The organism is Falsiroseomonas stagni DSM 19981, assembly GCF_900114315.1.
Lineage (GTDB): Bacteria > Pseudomonadota > Alphaproteobacteria > Acetobacterales > Acetobacteraceae > Falsiroseomonas > Falsiroseomonas stagni.
Genome location: NZ_FOSQ01000006.1, coordinates 120,683 through 137,372, shown reverse-complemented (window position 1 = coordinate 137,372; position 16,690 = coordinate 120,683). Strand labels below are relative to the sequence as shown.

Here is a 16,690-nt window from a genome sequence, read left to right as displayed (position 1 = left end):
GCGATGCTACCCCGCGATGGGTTGACCGGCCATCACTGGGGGATCGTCGATGACGAGGTCCCAGGTTTCGGCCACCAGGTCATGCCCGAAGCTGCGATGGGGTTCGGAGGCCACCAGCCGGAAGCCCGCGCGTTCATAGATCCGCCGGGCGGCGAGCAGGATCGAATGGGTCCAGAGCGTGACGCGGCGATAGCCTTTGGTCCGCGCAAAGGCGATGCAGGCCGCGACCATCGCCGCCCCGATCCCGAGCCCGCGCGCCGAGGGCTCCACATAGACCAGGCGGATCTTGGCCGTGTCCGCCGCGTGCTTCACCAGGAAGGCGGAACCGACGATGGCGCCGCCGCGCTCCGCGATCCAGCAGGCCTCACGCGCCGGGTCGAAGTCCCGGATGAAGCCGGCGGCGATTTCCGCCACCAGCCCTTCGAAGCTGCCATCCCAGCCAAATTCGGCGGCGTAGAGAGCGCCGTGGCGGCTGACGACATGGCCGATATCGCCGGGCCGCGGCGGGCGGAGGACGAAGGCCGGGGCGCCACCGCCCAGCAGCTGTTCCGCGGTGCCGAGGGCCGCGACCAGGCGATCCTGCTCCGCCGCCGGAAGCCCGGCGACGAGGCCCGCCACCTCCGCCCGCGACTGGCCATCGATGGTGGCGAAGGCGGCCTGGCCGGCAGCCGTCAGCGACAGCAGGCTGGACCGGGCATCGTCGGGATCGGGCCGGCGGGCGAGAAGGCCGCGTTCCTCCAGCCCCTTCACCAGCCGGCTGAGATAGCCGGCATCGAGCCCGAGCTCGGCCGCCAGCCTGCCCGGCGCGGCGGTGCCGCGATCCGCCAGTTCCCACACCAGCCGCCCCTCCGGCAGGGTCAGCGCGGTGCCGAGGTAGCGTTCATGCAGCAGGCCGATCCGCCGCGTGTAGAAGCGGCTGAAGCGGCGGATGGCGGCGACCGGGTCGGGCTTCGGGGCATCGGACATGCCCCGAGGCTAGCGATATGCTTGCTAAAAGCAAGCATCAGCCACCCATCCGCACCCCGGCCGCGTCGAAGACATGGAAGGCGCTGGCGGGCAGGGTGAGGGGCAGCACCGCGCCGATGTCGCTGGCCGCGATCGGCAGGCGCGCCACCAGCACCTCATTCCCCGGCAGGCGGCCATGAATGACGGTCTCCGACCCCAGCGGCTCCACCAGGTCGACGGTCAGGGGCAGGCCGTCCGGGCTCACCGTCACATGCTCCGGCCGGATGCCGATGGTGAGCGGCGTGCCATCCGCGCCCGGGCGCGCGCCATCGGCGAAGGCGATGGTCGGGCCCGCCTTCAGCGTGGCGGCGGTGCCACCCCCGGCCAGCGTGGCCTGGAGAAAATTCATCGCCGGCGATCCGATGAAGCCGGCGACATAGGTATCGGCGGGCCTGCCCCAGACCTCCATGGGGGAGGCCACCTGCGCGGCGCGGCCGGCATGCATCACCACCAGGCGGTCGCCCAAGGTCATCGCCTCCACCTGGTCATGCGTGACGAAGAGGCTGGTGACGCCGAGGCGCTTCTGCAGGCGGCGGATTTCCGCGCGCATCTGCACGCGCAGCTTGGCGTCGAGGTTGGAGAGCGGTTCGTCGAAGAGGAACAGCTTCGGCTCCCGCACCACCGCGCGGCCCATCGCGACGCGCTGCCGCTGGCCGCCCGACAGCTGGCGCGGCTTGCGGTCCAGCAACGGGCCGATCTCCAGCATCTCTGCGGCCTCGGCCACGCGCCGCTTGATCTCCGGCATCGCCTGGCCTCGGATCTTCAGGCCATAGGCCATGTTCTCGAAGACCGACATGTGCGGATAGAGCGCGTAGTTCTGGAACACCATGGCGATGTCGCGGTCCGCGGGTTCCAGCGCGGTCACGTCCCGCCCATCGATGCGGACGATGCCGGAGGAGGGTGTTTCCAGCCCCGCCACGATGCGCAGCAGGGTGGATTTGCCGCAGCCGGAGGCGCCGACGACGACGATCATCTCGCCATCCGCGACATCGAGGTCGATGCCGTGCAGGACCTGGGTGCTGCCGAACTGCTTGCGGACGGCGGAAAGGGTGAGGGTGGCCATTACTTTTCCGTCTCCGTCAGGCCCTTGACGAACCAGCGTTGCATGAAGACCACGACGGCCACGGGCGGCAGCATCGCCAGCACCGCGGTCGCCATGATGATGTTCCACTCGTTCTGGCTGTCCGAGGTGCCGATCATCTTCGACATGCCGACCACCACCGTCTCCAGGTCCTTGTCGGAGACGATGAGCAGCGGCCAGAGATACTGGTTCCAGCCATAGATGAAGAGGATGACGAAGAGCGCCGCGATGTTCGTGACCGACAGCGGCATCACCACGTCCTTGAAGAAGCGGAGCGGCCCGGCGCCGTCGATCTTCGCGGCTTCCACGTATTCATCCGGGATGGTCAGGAAGAACTGGCGGAACAGCAGCGTCGCGGTGGCGGAGGCGATGAGCGGCACCACCAGCCCGGACATGGTGTTGATGAGGCCGAGATTCACCATCACCTCGAAGGTCGGGATGATGCGGACCTCGACCGGCAGCATCAGGGTGATGAAGATCAGCCAGAAGGCGACCATGCGGCCGGGGAAGCTGAAGAACACCACGGCATAGGCCGAGAGGAGGGAGATCGCGATCTTACCGAGCGCGATCATCACCGCCATGTTCAGGCTGTTCCACAGCATCAGCCACGCCGGCACCTGGCCCGTGGTGCGGACAGCGCTGCCGCCCGTGGTCCAGGCGCTGATGTAGTTGGTGATGGCCTGCGCGCCGAACCACAGCGGCACGTCGCCGCGGCCGATGGTGTTGGCATCGTGGCTCGACCCCACCAGCGTCAGCCAGATGGGGAAGGCGAAGACCAGCACGCCGAGGGTGAGCACGGCATGGGCGACGTAGCGCGACCGCGCCTGGCGGCGCGCGGTGGCGCGGACCAGGGCGGCGTCATCCGCGGCAGTCAGCATGGCGGGGTCCCCCCGAAACTGGCGGCATGCCGCATGTCAGGCGCGCCAAGGCCGCGAATGCGGCCCGCGCACAAACCAGCAGTGCCGCCTGACTGGACAGTGGCCTGCGCGAAGGCAAGCGGCCGGAGGCCGCGCCTGCCGACTGAAGGCTTCATCAATAGTGCACCTTCCGCTCCACGAAGCGGAACTGCACGGCGGTCAGCGCCACCACGATGGCCATCAGGATCACGCTTTGCGCCGCGGAGGCGCCGAAATTCAGGTTCTGCACGCCATCGACATAGACCTTGTAGATCAGCGTCGATGTCGCCTGGCCCGGGCCGCCCTGCGTCAGCGCATGGATCGTGCCGAAGGTGTCGAAGAAGGCGTAGACGATGTTGACCACGAGCAGGAAGAAGCTGGTCGGCGCCAGCAGCGGGAAGATGATCGTCCAGAAGCGGCGCACCGGGCGCGCGCCATCGATGGCGGCGGCTTCCAGCACGGCGCGGGGGATGGATTGCAGCCCCGCCAGGAAGAAGATGAAGTTGTAGGAGACCTGCTTCCAGGCCGCCGCCATGATGACCAGCAGCATCGCCTGGTCGCCATTCACCTTGTAGTCCCAGCGGATGCCGATGCCGTTCAGCGCCTTGCCGAACAGGCCGATCTGCGGGTGGAACATGAACAGCCACAGCACGGCGGCCACCGCGGGCGCCACGGCATAGGGCCAGATCAGCATGGTCTTGTAGGCATCCGCGCCACGGATCGCCTTGTCCGCCTGCACGGCCAGGAACAGCGCGACGCCGAGCGCGCCGATGGCGACGGAGGAGGAGAACACGACCGTGTTCCAGCCCGCCGCGAGGTAGTTGGGGTCCGCCAGCACGTCGCGGAAATTCTCGAGCCCCACGAATTCACGGGACAGGCCGAAGGCGTCTTCCCGCAGGAAGGACCCGTAGATGGCCTGGCCGGCGGGCCAGAAGAAGAAGACGCCGGTGATGACCAACTGCGGCAGCAGCAGCAGCCAGGGCAGGGCGATGCCCTTGAAGATCACCTTCTTGCGCAAACCGAGCCTCCCGCCACCCGATGGGACGTCACAAACAAAGCGCTACAAACAAAGCGGGGGGCGGGCGCGTGGCCCGCCCCCCGCGATCACGCAGCCTGGATCAGCGGGCGGCGTTCTGGCGTTCGAAGTTGCGCAGCACCACGTTGCCGCGCGTCGTCGCATTGGCCAGGGCCTGTTCGCCGGTCTGCTGGCCCTGGAAGGCGCGCTCCAGCTCCTCCTGGATGATGGTGCGGATTTCCACGAAGCCGCCGAGGCGGATGCCCATGGAGTTCTCCGTCATCTGGCCGCCGCCGCGCAGCATCTGCTGGATGGGGACGTCGGCGCCGGCATTGGCGGGCTGGTTGTAGAAGCCCGTGGCGCGGACCTGTTCGAAGGCCGTGCGCGTCACCGGCAGGAAGCCCGTGTCGGTGTGCCACTTGGCGGCGACTTCCGGCCGCGCGATCCAGGCGAAGAACTGCGCGATGCCCTGCAGTTCGTCGGCCGAGCGCGCCGCATTCGGGCCGCGGTTCATCACCCAGAAGCTGGCGCCGCCGATGATGGAGTTGATCGGCGTGGTGCCCTGGTAGACCGGCAGCATGCCCACGCCCCACGGGAACTGCGCTTCCCGCATGATGCGCGCGCGCAGGCCGGAGGAGGCGAAGATCATCGCGCATTCGCCGTTCGGGAACAGCGCATCCGCCGCGCCGTCACGACCGCCGTAGCGGAACAGGCCTTCGCGCTGCCAGGCGACCAGGTTGTTGAAGTGGCGCACCAGCAGCGGGTTGTTGATGCGGAGTTCCGCGTTCAGCCCGCCCATGCCGTTGGCCTGCGTCGCCAGCGGGATGTTGTGGATGGCGCTGAACTGCTCGACCATCAGCCAGGTCGGCCAGGCCGTCGTCATCGGGCAGGCATGGCCCGCGGCCTTCAGGGCGCGCGCGGCGGCTTCCACCCCTTCCCAGGTCTCCGGGAAGGCATCCGGGTTCAGGTTGGCGCGGCGGAAGGCGTCCTTGTTGTAGAACACCACGGAGGTCGAGCTGTTGAACGGCATCGACATCATGCGGCCGTCGGTCAGGCTGTAGTAGCCGCGCACGCCGGGCAGGTAGTCCTGGAAGTCGATGCGGGTGTTGGTTTCCGCCAGCAGTTCATGCAGCGGCTTGATGGCGCGGCCGGCGGCCATCATCGTGCCCGTGCCGACTTCGAACATCTGCACGATGCCCGGCGCCTGGCCGGCGCGGAAGGCGGCGATCGCGGCCACCATCGTCTCGGGGTAGGAACCGCGGAACGTCGCCTGGATGCGGTAGCGGTTCTGGCTCGCGTTGAAGTCCGCGGCGATCTGCTCCAGCATCCCGCCCAGCGGCTGGGTCAGGCCATGCCAGAACTGGATTTCCGTGGGGGCCGTGGCCTGCGCCTGGGCCTGGGCCGGGGCCCCGAAGCCGGCCGCGAGCGCGACGGCGCCCGCCATGATGGTGCGACGGAACATGACTTAACTCTCCCCGTGAAACGTTGCTGGCGGGCACGTAACCGGCCCGCGTTGCGACTGTTTTACAGTTATATGACAGACCGGTGAAGGGGCTCCGAGCGTTACTCGACCATCGCCGCTGCCCGCAACCCCGCGATCATCGAGGATTTGAGCAGGTGGTCCCGGGCCCGGGCGGCATCGCCCGCCACGGACTGCAATTCCGCCAGCAGGGCGGCGCGCTTCGCCGGGTCCGTCTCTCTCATCCTGGCGCGGTTTCGATCCGCCTGGGCGATGATCTCCCGCTTCGCGATGGGCTGGCGGCGGCGGGTGTATCGATCCAGCATCGACTCGGGCGCTTCCCCGCGCAGCACGGGCAGCAGGGTGGCGGCGAGTTCGAAGGCATCATGGATGCCCCCATTCATGCCCATGCCGCCGGAGGGGCTATTCAGATGCGCCGCGTCCCCGGCCAGCAGCAGGCGGCCCACCCGATAGGTCTCCACGATCCGCTGGTGGATGCGATAGGGGCGGAGGTCCGGCACGTCATACTCGCCGCCCCTGGGGTGGATGGCCTGCAGCTTGCGCTGGATGGCGGCGGGCTCCAGCGCCTGCTCGATCGTCTCGCCCGGCGCGGGGTAGAGGCTGGCGCGCCATTTCCCGGGCACGCGCAGCAGGCTGAAGGTGCCGCTGAAGGCCGGGTGCTCGGTCCAGATGTAGTTGACGTTCGACAGCCCCTCGAAGGCCTCGTGGAAGGGGAAGGTGGTGGTGGCGAGGATGGTGGTCTCGGGATAGGTGTCGCCGGGGAAGTCGATGCCCATGGCCTGGCGCACGGCGCTGCGGGCGCCGTCGCAGCCGACCGCGTAGGGGGCGCGCAGGGGCTCGAAGCCGGTGCCGGTGAGCGTCACGCCATCACCGTCCTGCGCCACGCTCTCCACCTTGCAGCCGAAGCGCAGTTCGACCGTGCCGGGGTGGTCCGCGGCGAGCTTCGCCAGGATGAGGCGGGAGAGTTTCCACTGCTCGGCCTGCAGGCGGTAAGGATGGGCGGTGTCGGCCGCGAGCACGCCGAGGTCGAACACCGCCCGCGCGCCATCGGCGTGGCGCCTGATCTGCCAGGTCGGCGTCACCAGGCCCTGCGCGATCAGCGGCTGCGCCAGGCCCAGTTGATCCAGCATGTCGAGCGAGGGCGGATGGAAGGTGCTGGCGCGCAGCGCCTCGCTGATGTCGGGCTCCGCCTCCAGCACGATGGAAGGGACGCCCAGCGTCGCGAGGCGAAGGGCCAGCACCAGGCCCACCGGCCCGGCACCCACGATGGCAACCCGGTCCGGGGCGATGCGGTCATTCATGGGGGCGCAGACTGCCCCGGCGCCCTCAATCCCGCAACGAGCGGCGCAGCGAGTCGCGGATGGGCGAGATGATGTAGGCCAGCGCGCTCCGCGTCTCCCCCAGCACGAAGAGCTCGACCGGCATGCCCGCCTGCAATTGCAGGCCCGGGATGGCGGACAGTTCGCCGGCATCGATCTGCGCCCGGGCCAGGAAGAACTGGTTGCCCTGCGCATCCGTCTGCTGGTCGGCGGAGACGTAGGTGAGGTGCCCGGCCAGCAGCGGCGTGGTGCGCTGGCGGAAGGCGGAAAGGCGCACATTCACGCGGCTGCCGATATGCAGCTGCTCCACATCGGCCGGCAGGACCTTGGCCTCGATCACCAGCCGGTCATCCAGCGGCAGCAGGTCCAGCACCGGCACGCCGTCGCTGATGCTGCTGCCCGGCGTGACGAAGCGGATATCGGTGACGATGCCGGCTTCCGGCGCCACCAGGTCACGCCGGCTGCGGACATTCTCCGCCGCCAGCACGCGCTGCTCGGCATCCAGAAGCAGTTGCTGGTTGTCCTGCAATTCGCGGGCGATGTCCTGGGCGCGGGTCAGGCGGAAGGTCGCCATCTCCGCCTCCGCCTGGGCGATGGCCTGGCGGTACTGCGCCTCCTGCGCGGCCAGCGCCCCGGCGGAGCCGAGCAGCTCGGCCTCCGTCCGCTCCAGCTCCCGGACGCGGCTCATCAGCGCGAAGCCCTGCTGCGCCAGCGGCCGCTGGCCGGCCAGGTCCGTGCGGATGGATCCGATGCGGCTGGCGACGGAGGCGCGCTGCGCGGCGGTGGCCTGCAACTGTTCGCGCTGCACCGCCACGCGCCGTTCATAGACCGCCATGTTGCTGTCATAGGCCTGCCAGCGCGCGGTGAAGAGGCGCTGTTCGGACGCGACGATATTGGCGAGGCCCGGGTCGCGTTCCGCCGCGCGCAGGATCTCCCGCGGGGCGACGAAGCGGCGTTCATCCTGCTGCTCCGCCCGCAGCCGCTCCACCCGCACGGCCAGCGCGCGGGCCTGGGCCCGGGCCTGGGCGGCGGCCGCTTCCGCCGTGGTGGGGTCGAGGCGCAGCAGCACCGTGCCGGCCTGCACGCGCTCCCCCTCCCGCACCAGCAATTGCTGGAGGATGCCGGGCTCGCTGAGCACGATGGATTTGCGCCGCCCTTCCGCGACCAGGGAGCCGCGGGAGACGACGGCGCGCTCGATCGGCGTGATGGCGGCCCAGAACAGCAGCCCGCCGAAGCCCACGACGAGCAGCAGCAGCGCGGCCAGGCCGATGCGCCGCACGCTCGGCATCCGCGCGGCCGCATCGGCTTCCGCGAAGCTGAGGGGGATGGATTTCGGGCCGGTGAGGCGTGCCGTGCTCATGCGCCGCGTGCCGCCGGCTTGTCCGGCGCCTCCGTCTGCCAGCTGCCACGGGGGCCGAGGCGCAGCAACTGGTCCACCTGCCCATGCCACAGGCCGGGATCATGGCTGACGACGAGGCAGGCGGCGCCCGCCGCCCGGGCCGCCAGCACCGCGGCCAGCGCCGCCTGCCGGCCTTCGCGGTCAAGCCCGGCCTCCGGCTCATCCAGCACCAGGAGGGAAGGGGCGCCGTAGAGCGCGCGGGCCAGGCCGATCATGCGCTTCTGGCCCATCGACAGGCCGGCGGTGGGGCCGGCTTCGGTCGCGTAGCCCTGGGGCAGGCGGCCGATCATGTCATGCGCGCCCGCCATGCGCGCGGCGGCGACCACGGCTTCCGCCTCCTCCGGCCCGAAGCGGCCGATGTTCTGCAGCACGCTGCCATCCAGCAGCTGCACATCCTGCGGCAGGTAGCCGATGCGCGGGCCGATCACGTCGCGCGCCACCTGCCGCGTATCCTGCCCCTCCAGCTCCGCGGTGCCGGAATCCGGCTGCATCAGGCCGAGGGCGAGGCGCAGCAGCGTGGACTTGCCGGAGCCGTTCGGCCCCAGCACCAGGGTGATGGTGCCGGGCGGGCAATAGACGGTGGTGCCGTCCAGCACGGGGCGCGCGCCCTCCGGCGGTGTCCAGGTGAGGTCGCGGACCCAGAGCCCGGGATGGCCATCGGCGGCCGGCGGCAGGGCATCCGGCGCCGCATGGTCTGCCAGCAGCTCCTGCATCCGCCGCCAGGCCAGCGCCGCCATCGCCCAGTCGCGCCAGGACAGCACGACGCGCGCGATGGGGGCGGTGGCGGAATTCGCCAGCATGCTGGCCGCGATGACGCTGCCCGGGGAGACCTGGTGATGGGTCGCCAGGATCACGCCCGCCACCACCATCGTCCCCTGCGCGATGTAGGAGCTGTATTCGGTGATGCCGCGCACCGCGCGCGCACGGGCCTGGGCGCGGTCGCCTTCCGCCAGCGAAGCGGCCTGCGCCGGTTCCCACCGCCGCACCACGGCCCCCAGCATGCCTAGGCCCTCCAGCATGTCCGCCTGCCGGAGCCGCCCCTGCAATTCGGCGGAGGTCTTCACCTGCCGGTCGGACGCGCTGCGCATCATGCCCCGCGTCGTATGGTCCAGCACCACGCCAAGCGCCGCGATGGTCACGCAGGCCGCCAGCGCGATGACGGCATAGACGGGGTGCATCATCCACAGCACCAGCAGGCCGATCGGCGTCGCCGTCATGTCGAAAAGGTCGGCGATGGTGCCGCCGCCGAGGAAGCGGCGCAGCTCCGCCGTATCCTGCAGCGCCGCCAGGCCCGGGCGCCGGCTGCCGGCCAGCGCGCTGCGCACCGCGGCTTCCAGCGCCTCCACCGTCAGGCGCCGCGCCAGGCTTTCCGCCAGCGCCGCCATCAGCATGGCGCGCACCGCCCGCATCACGCCGGCCATCACCAGGGCGACGAAGAAGCAGACCGCCAGCACCGCCAGGGTGTCGAGGTTGCCGCCCTCGATCACGCCATCGAAGACGTGCATGGTCAGCAGCGGCATGCCGAGCAGGCAGGCCTGGCGCGCGACGGACAGGCCAAAGGCGGTGCCGAGCACGCCGCTGAAGGCGGGCGCGCGGCTGAGCGCCTGCGCGACCTCCCCGGCCATGGTTCCGGCGCGGATCATGCGGCTTCACCGGCGCGGCGGCCCGCTTTGGGACCGGTGGTGGTGGGCCCGGCGATGGCGGGGATGGCTGGCGCGGGTGCCAGCTGGCCGCCGCGTAGCAGCAGCACGCGATCCGCGGCCGCCAGCAGCGCCGGGCGGTGGGAGGTGAAGAGGATGCCCATCCCCTCCGCCGACAGGCGCCGGATCAGGCGGACCAGCCGTTGCTCCCCTTCCGCGTCCAGGAAGGCGGCGGGTTCGTCCATCACCAGCAGCTTCGGCCGGGCATAGAGCGCGCGGGCCAGCGCCACCCGCTGCCGCTGCCCGGCGGAAAGCGGGCCCTCCGCCCGGATCGGGGTGGCATAGCCCAGCGGCAGGGCCGTGATCATCGAGGCCGCATCGGCCAGCCGCGCGGCTTCCATCACCGCCTGCATGTCGGGCGCGGCGAGGCGCGCAATGGCTTCCGCCACCGTACCGTCGGTCAGCAGCGGGTCCTGCGGCAGGTAGCCGACATGGTGGGCGAAATCCTCCCGCTGCCACTGGCTGGTGGATTGGCCATCCAGGAAGCAGGCGCCGGCGGAGGGCTTCACCATCCCGACGGCGATGCGCAGCAGCGTCGTCTTGCCCGCCCCCGCGCTGCCGGAAATGGCCACCGCGCGGCCCGGCTCCACCACCAGCTGCACATCCCGCAGCAAGGCGCGCGGCGCGCCGCGATGGGCGTAGCTGACGCGTTCCATGACCAGCCTTGCGTCGCGGCAGGGGAAGGCGATTCCGGTATCCGGGCCGCGATCGGCCTGGGACAGCGCCTGCAGCCGGCGCCAGGACGCCAGCGCGCCAGCCCAGTCCGCCGCCGCCCCGCCCAGCCGGGTGAAGGGCCCGATGATCTGCCACATCAGCAGCATCGCCACGAGCGCGCCCATGCCGATATTGGCCCCGTTCGCCGACAGCACGGTGGCCAGCACCAGCGCGCCGCCGCTGCCGATGCCCGAGACCGTGCTCAGCGCCGCGCTGATCCAGCGGCCGGCATTCTGCGCGCCGCGCAGCGCCGTGGCGCTGTCATCCATCCGCGCTTCCCAGCGGGCGGCCAGGTTGTGGCGCATGCCCATCGCCTCCACCGCTTCCGCGCAGCGCATCGCATCCGCGACCAGGCCGCTGGTCTGCGCATGGGCGTCGTTGGAGGCGACGAGCGCGCGGCGGGTCAGGCGTTCGCCGACCAGGGACAGGACGGCGGCGAGCAGACAGAGCGCCAGGGCGAAGACGGCGAAGGCCCAGTGGAAATACAGCAGCAGCAGGATCAGCAGCGGCACGATCACCGCATCGACGACGCCGGTCAGCACCGGGCCCGCCAGGTTGCGGCGCAGCTCCTCCACATCCCGCAGCGCCTGTCCGGCACTGATGTCGGACCGGCCCTGCTGCTTCGCGGCCGCCATGACGAGCGGCGCGGCCATCCGGCGCGCCAGGCGGTGGGACAGGGCCAGCAGGCCGATTTCCCGCAACTGGTCCAGCGCCACGTTCATGGCGATGGCGATGCCGACCAGCACCGAAAGGCCCGCCAGCGTCCAGGGATCGCCCGTGGGCAACACCACCTGCCAGATCGTCATCTTGCTGACGGTGAGCGCGAAGCCCGCCAGCGCCAGCACGATGCCGAGCCAGAGCGTGAACCGCGCCGCGACGCCCACTTCCCCGCGCGCGATATCCATCACGCCCTGCGCTGTCGCCGGCGAACCCCCCGCCCGGGCATTCCCTGGCGTGGCGCCCTGCGGGGCTGGCAGGCGCCGGGCGGCCATCAGATCGCCAGGATCAGCGCGAAGGCCGTCAGCGCGCCGAAGCTGGTCAGGCCGAGCAGCGCCATCAGCACGATCTGCCAGGTATCCAGCCCGGCCCGCCCGGCCCGCGGCGGCGGTGCTTCCGCCTGCAGGGCAGCCAGGCGTTCATCCAGCCGCGCCACCCAGGCTTCCAGCACGGCGATGCGCTGCTCCGCCTCCTCCGGCATGGGGCCCGCGGATTCCGCCGGCGCGCGGGCGGCGACGTCCTGCAGGCGTTGTTCCAGCGCGCGCTGGCCGGCGACCAGCTGCTCGATCGCCTTGATGACCTGCGGGCTGGCGGGTGGCGGGGCGGCAGGGGCGGGGGGGCGCGCCTCGGCCATGGCGGGGCGGCGGAAGACCTGCAGCGGGGCCTCCCCCCCCGCGGCGCCGCGCGCCACGACCGCCAGGTCTGACCGTCGCTCGGCCCAATCGGGCTTGAGGGGGAAGCGGAAGCCGTGGAAGGCATCGCCGATGCCGGCGCGCACCAGGTCGGTCCGGTGCCGGTCGGCGACGGTGGTGGCCACTGCCTGGCCGTCGAGGCGCAATTCGACGATGACGCGTTCCGTCGGATGGGCGGGCTCGAAGGCCCAGCCATCGATCTGGTTGCCGCTCAGGCCGTCGATGAAGCCGCGGATTTCCGGCGCCGCGCGGGTTTCAGCCGGCCCGGACAAGCGCCTTGCCTCCCGCCTTGCGCCGGGGCGCCTCGGCTTCCTCCTGCTGGGCTGCCGCTGGCGGTGCCAGCAGGCGGCGATACAGCGCCAGGTGTTCCGCCGCCGCCTGGTCGATCAACCTCGGCGGCCTGATGCCGGCGGCCAGCTTGTCCCACAGCCCCGGCTCCTCCGCCGCCCGGCGCATCACGGCGGCGAGGCCCGTGGAATCACCGATCGGGAAGTGCAGGCCATCGACACCGTCGCGCACCGCCTCCGCCATGCCACCCACATTGCCGCAGATCACCGGGCGGCCATGGCGGAACGCCTCCATGACCACCAGCGGCGCGTTCTCCCACCAGATGGAGGGCATGACCACCCAATCCACCGCAGCCATCCGCGCCGGCATGTCCCGCGCGGTGTAGAGGCCGTGGTGCCGCGCATCCGGCGCCGCTTCCAGCGCCGTCCTGAACTCCGCCAGGAATTCGTCGGGCTGCCAGGCCGTGCCGCCATGCAGCGCCAGGTCATGCGTCACGCCCTGCTTCGTCAGCCGGGCCGAGGCGCCGATTGCCACCATGCTGCCCTTGAAGCGGTTGATGTGGCCGAAGAAGCCGAAGCGGTCCCGCCGCCCATCCGGAGCCAAGCGATGAGGGGCGGGGGTGCCGAGCGCGATGCCGTTGCGCAGCACCTCGATCCGCGCGGGGTCCCAGCCCGCCTCGATGAAGCGGTCGCGCAGGAAGTCGGAGGGCGACAGGATCAGGTCCACCCCCGCGAAGGCGCCCCGCACGCCGAGGTCCCGCAGCACGAGGTCCGTGCCGCCGCGGCCGGGGAAGCAACGCCGGCAGCCATCCGGCGAAGGGCCCATGCACAGCCTGCCATCCACCGTCAGCAACTGGCCTTCCTGCGGGCAGATCGCGAAGAAGTCGTGCAGCGTGACCACGATCCTGGCCTTCGGCGCGACCCGCCGCACCAGGTCCAGTGTCTCCAGCCCGAAATACAGCAGGTGGTGGAAGTGGATCACATCGGGCTGGAAGCCCGCGACGAAGGGGCCGAGTTCCTGGAGGCCCCAGGTATCCAGCTGCGCCAGGTGGAAGCGGTCGAAATGGCTGAGCCAGACCAGCATCTCATCCGCCTGGCGGCCGGCGGCCTGGAACAGCGTGCCGGGGCGGCGTTCGCGGTGCTGCCCGGTGACGGCGCCGAGGAAAAGCCCCTCCACCCCATGCCGGTCACGCAATTCCCGGAACAGGCCGCGCGCCACCACCTCGGTGCCGCCGGGCTGCAGGTCGGGATGGTTATGACAGAGGACGAGAAGGCGCATGGTTCGGGGACGCTAGCACCTTAAGTGGATCACGGGGCGGGCCTCTTCGCCCCGATGCCGCAAAAACATGTCCGCGGGAAGGGGGATACGACAATCGACGCCCGTCCGGGTTGTTCCAGGCCGCGCGCCTGGGGTCAGGCGGCCGCAAAGGTCTCGCCGTGGCGTGAAAACCCGTCCATCAGCGATTCGATGGTCGAGTCCCAGCGGCGATGATGCAACCTTCGATTGTAGGCGGCCGCGACGGTGCCGGCGTAGCCGCCGTGCTGGGCGATGGATTGGCGTTCGAAGTGGAACAGCTCGGCGGCGGGTTCGTAGAAGATGGTCCCGCCGGCCTGGCGGAGCCGCAGGCAGAGGTCGCTGTCCTCATAGTCGCCGACGATGTAGCCGGCATGGAAGCCGCCGACCTCGTCCCAGGCCTGCCGGCGGATGAGCATGGCCGCGCCCGTCACGCCCGGCACGTCGCGCGGCCGGTTGGCATCGGGGTAGTGGCGCGGGAATCCCTTGAAGTAGTGGCAGTTGAACCAGTCATTCCCGGGCCCGCGGGCGAAATAGAGGCCCGCATGCTGCAGCGATCCATCGTCGAACATCAGCTTGGGCCCGACGCAGGCGATGCGCGGATCGGCGTCGAGCCGCGCGGCCAGCGGCGCCAGCCAGCCCGGCCGGTCCGGCACCACATCCGAATTCAGCATCAGCAGCAGCGGCGCGGTGGCGATGGCGGCGCCGCTGTTGCAGGCGGTGGCGTAGCCGGCATTGCGGCCATGCAGCACCAGCGTCACGCCGAGGCCCGCCAGGCCGCAGGTGCCGCGCAGCAGATGCTCGGCCTCCCCCCGCTGCTCCGGGCTGTCGAGCACGTAGATGATCTCCGCCTGCCGCAGCATCGGGTCCCGCGCGAAGGCGGCGACCTGGTGGCGGATGAAGCGGAGGTTCCGGTAGAGCGGGATGACGAAGGAGACGGTGGGGGCGGAAGGCCTCTCCCCGATCTGCACCACCTCCTGCCCCACGGGATCGGCGGAGGCGGCGGCGTGCAGGCGGGCGGCGGCGGGGGCCAGGACCTGGTCCAGCATGGCCGGGCCGACATCCAGCGGGTTGACGCTGCGCAGCACCACCTCCCTCGCCTGCGCGGCGGGGATCAGGGCGGGGCCGGCCACGAGTTCGATGGCATCGCCGGAGCCTAGCGCGATTTCCAGCCGCCACTGCGCCACCGGGCCGGGGCCCGCATCGGGTACATGGACGACAAAGCCGCGGCGGGGGTCGCAGTCGCCGAAGGGCGCCTGTTCGAACTTCTTCACCACGTCGGGGCGGCTGACGCGGAAGATCGCCTCCGGCGGCACGGGGATGGCGCCGAAGGGGCCGCGCAGCGCCATGCCGCGGGTCAGGCGCAGGGGATCATGCAGCCAGCCCAGCAGGAAGACACCGCCGCCATGGTCGGAAATGGCGCGGTCCACCGCGGCGCCGACGGCATTGGCCGGTTCCGCCGCCGCGCGGGGCGGCGCCATGGCCAGCACCTGCGCATCGCGCACCGCGTCGCGGCACCAGGCTTCATGCACGTGGCGCCGCAGGGCCATGAAGGCCTGGCGCAGCAGTCCGCGCTGCGGAGCGCCGGTCTGGCGGGCGAGTTCGACGAGCGTGGGGGCGGCGGGGGACTGGCCCGGCAGTTGCAGCGCAACGCCATCGGCCCGCAGCAGCACCGCGCCGGCGGCGCCGGCGGGCAGGGGGGCGAGGCCGCCTTCCGGATCGGGCGCCCGGGCCACGCCCTGCACCGTCACCAGCCAGCCCCCGGCATCCATCCGCCACAGGCTGCGCCCCTGGCCGAGCATCACGAGCGGCCTGACCCCATCCGGCGCCAGCATGACCAGGGGTTGCGCCAGCGCCAGCAGGTCCCCCGCCAGCGTGGCGTCGGAGGCCGCGCGGAGCGGGCCCGCCGCCTTGCCGGCCAGGAGCGAGAGCAGCCGCGGCGCGGCGTCGATCAACGGCCTCAGCGCGTCCAGCGGTCGGGCGGGCGGTAGGCTCGACCAGGCGCCGCCGCCGATACGAAGCCCGATCACGGCCGCGCCCCGGGTCCGCAGGAGCAGGATGGTGCCCGCCGGGGCGCCGTCGGGCAGGGGTATCTGGGACAGGGGGCGGAACGGGGCACCATCGTCGAGGCAGAATTCGGCGGCCTGGGCATCGGCCGGGGTGCCGGGCAGGACGACCACGGCCGCTTCCGACCCCAGGCAGACCCACCAGGCGCCAGGGGCGGGCAGGGGCGGGTCGGTCGGGGTGGGGGTCACGGATCAGCCCTCATGCTCGGACCATCAATGACGCAGGTGTTATCATGCGCAAGGGCCAAGGCAGTGGGGCTGCGATGCCCGGCGCTACCCGCGGCCGCGCCGCCACCCCATCCATCCGCGCCGGCCATCCGCCCCGTTGGGGGAGGCGTCAGACCACCTGGACGATGCTGTCGATGTGGGTGGTGAGGTCGGTCACGGAGATCCCCTGCAACGTGATGGTATCCCCGCCGAGGGTGATGACCGCGTTGCCGAAGCTGTCCGCCGTGACATGGCCGCCCGTCACCAGGTCGGCCGCCGCGCTGATGCCGGAGCCGTTGATCCCGGTGGCGATCTGCAGGGTATCCGTGCCGATGGCGAAGCCGATGATCAGGTCGTGGCCGAAGCCGTCGTCGAAGGCGAAGACGTCGTCGCCGGTGCCGCCCAGCGCGGTGTCGTCGCCGCTGCCGCCGACGAGCAGGTCGTCGCCCCGACCGCCGGACAGGTAGTCATCGCCGGAGCCGGCATTGATCGTATCGTCGCCATTCTCGCCGAAGGCGGTGTCGTCACCGCTGCGCAGCAGCACGTTGTCGCTGCCCGAGCCCGCCAGGACGAAGTCGTCGCCAGAGCCGGTGTTGATGGTGTCATCGCCACCGCCAGAGGCGATCGTGTCGTCGCCGCTCCCGGAAACGATCCCGTCGCTACCGCCGCCATAGACCGACGCGAAACCTGACATCGACACCTCCACGTGCCCAACCGGACTCGGCCTGCACGTTTTCTACCGCCAATGGAATGAAACCAAACGACTGCAAAGTCAACGAAAAGCAGAATGTTGCAGCATCAATCCAGACGCGGCCCGC

The 16,690-nt window shown here is 71.0% G+C and carries 13 protein-coding genes; all 13 read right to left on the bottom strand.

Going from position 1 to position 16,690, the window contains the following annotated elements:
- Positions 1-6: 6 nt before the first annotated feature.
- Entirely contained in the window at positions 7-966 is a 960-nt protein-coding gene (locus BM041_RS16495) for a bifunctional helix-turn-helix transcriptional regulator/GNAT family N-acetyltransferase (protein ID WP_092960980.1), read from the bottom strand.
- A gap of 37 nt (positions 967-1,003) precedes the next feature.
- Positions 1,004-2,068 (bottom strand): sn-glycerol-3-phosphate ABC transporter ATP-binding protein UgpC, encoded by a 1,065-nt coding sequence (gene ugpC, locus BM041_RS16490; RefSeq protein WP_092960979.1) that lies wholly within the window; start codon positions 2,066-2,068, stop codon positions 1,004-1,006.
- Positions 2,068-2,964 (bottom strand): sn-glycerol-3-phosphate ABC transporter permease UgpE, encoded by an 897-nt coding sequence (gene ugpE / locus BM041_RS16485; protein ID WP_092960978.1) that lies wholly within the window; start codon positions 2,962-2,964, stop codon positions 2,068-2,070. The genes ugpC and ugpE overlap by 1 nt, the downstream gene beginning before the upstream one ends.
- Positions 2,965-3,118: 154 nt before the next feature.
- Positions 3,119-4,000: a sn-glycerol-3-phosphate ABC transporter permease UgpA gene (ugpA, locus tag BM041_RS16480; RefSeq protein ID WP_092960977.1), complete on the bottom strand. Its 882-nt coding sequence runs from the start codon at positions 3,998-4,000 to the stop codon at positions 3,119-3,121.
- Positions 4,001-4,100: 100 nt separating this feature from the next.
- Positions 4,101-5,459, bottom strand: coding sequence for a sn-glycerol-3-phosphate ABC transporter substrate-binding protein UgpB (ugpB, locus tag BM041_RS16475; RefSeq protein ID WP_092960976.1), 1,359 nt, complete (start codon positions 5,457-5,459; stop codon positions 4,101-4,103).
- A gap of 101 nt (positions 5,460-5,560) precedes the next feature.
- Positions 5,561-6,778, bottom strand: coding sequence for an FAD-dependent oxidoreductase (locus BM041_RS16470; RefSeq protein WP_092960975.1), 1,218 nt, complete (start codon positions 6,776-6,778; stop codon positions 5,561-5,563).
- 25 nt (positions 6,779-6,803) lie between these two features.
- On the bottom strand, positions 6,804-8,156 hold the full coding sequence (locus BM041_RS16465) for an HlyD family type I secretion periplasmic adaptor subunit (RefSeq protein ID WP_092960974.1): 1,353 nt from the start codon (positions 8,154-8,156) through the stop codon (positions 6,804-6,806).
- Positions 8,153-9,838 (bottom strand): ATP-binding cassette domain-containing protein, encoded by a 1,686-nt coding sequence (locus BM041_RS16460; protein ID WP_092960973.1) that lies wholly within the window; start codon positions 9,836-9,838, stop codon positions 8,153-8,155. The genes BM041_RS16465 and BM041_RS16460 overlap by 4 nt, the downstream gene beginning before the upstream one ends.
- Positions 9,835-11,514: an ATP-binding cassette domain-containing protein gene (locus BM041_RS16455; RefSeq protein ID WP_217648745.1), complete on the bottom strand. Its 1,680-nt coding sequence runs from the start codon at positions 11,512-11,514 to the stop codon at positions 9,835-9,837. Before BM041_RS16455 ends, BM041_RS16460 begins: the two co-directional genes overlap by 4 nt.
- Positions 11,515-11,600: 86 nt before the next feature.
- Positions 11,601-12,290 (bottom strand): hypothetical protein, encoded by a 690-nt coding sequence (locus BM041_RS16450; protein WP_092960971.1) that lies wholly within the window; start codon positions 12,288-12,290, stop codon positions 11,601-11,603.
- Positions 12,274-13,584, bottom strand: coding sequence for a glycosyltransferase family 4 protein (locus tag BM041_RS16445; RefSeq protein ID WP_092960970.1), 1,311 nt, complete (start codon positions 13,582-13,584; stop codon positions 12,274-12,276). The genes BM041_RS16450 and BM041_RS16445 overlap by 17 nt, the downstream gene beginning before the upstream one ends.
- 134 nt (positions 13,585-13,718) lie before the next feature.
- Complete coding sequence (locus tag BM041_RS16440) at positions 13,719-15,854, bottom strand: glycosyltransferase (RefSeq protein WP_139226089.1); 2,136 nt, start codon at positions 15,852-15,854, stop codon at positions 13,719-13,721.
- A 148-nt stretch (positions 15,855-16,002) separates the two neighbouring features.
- Positions 16,003-16,566 (bottom strand): calcium-binding protein, encoded by a 564-nt coding sequence (locus BM041_RS16435; RefSeq protein ID WP_092960968.1) that lies wholly within the window; start codon positions 16,564-16,566, stop codon positions 16,003-16,005.
- Positions 16,567-16,690 lie beyond the last annotated feature (124 nt).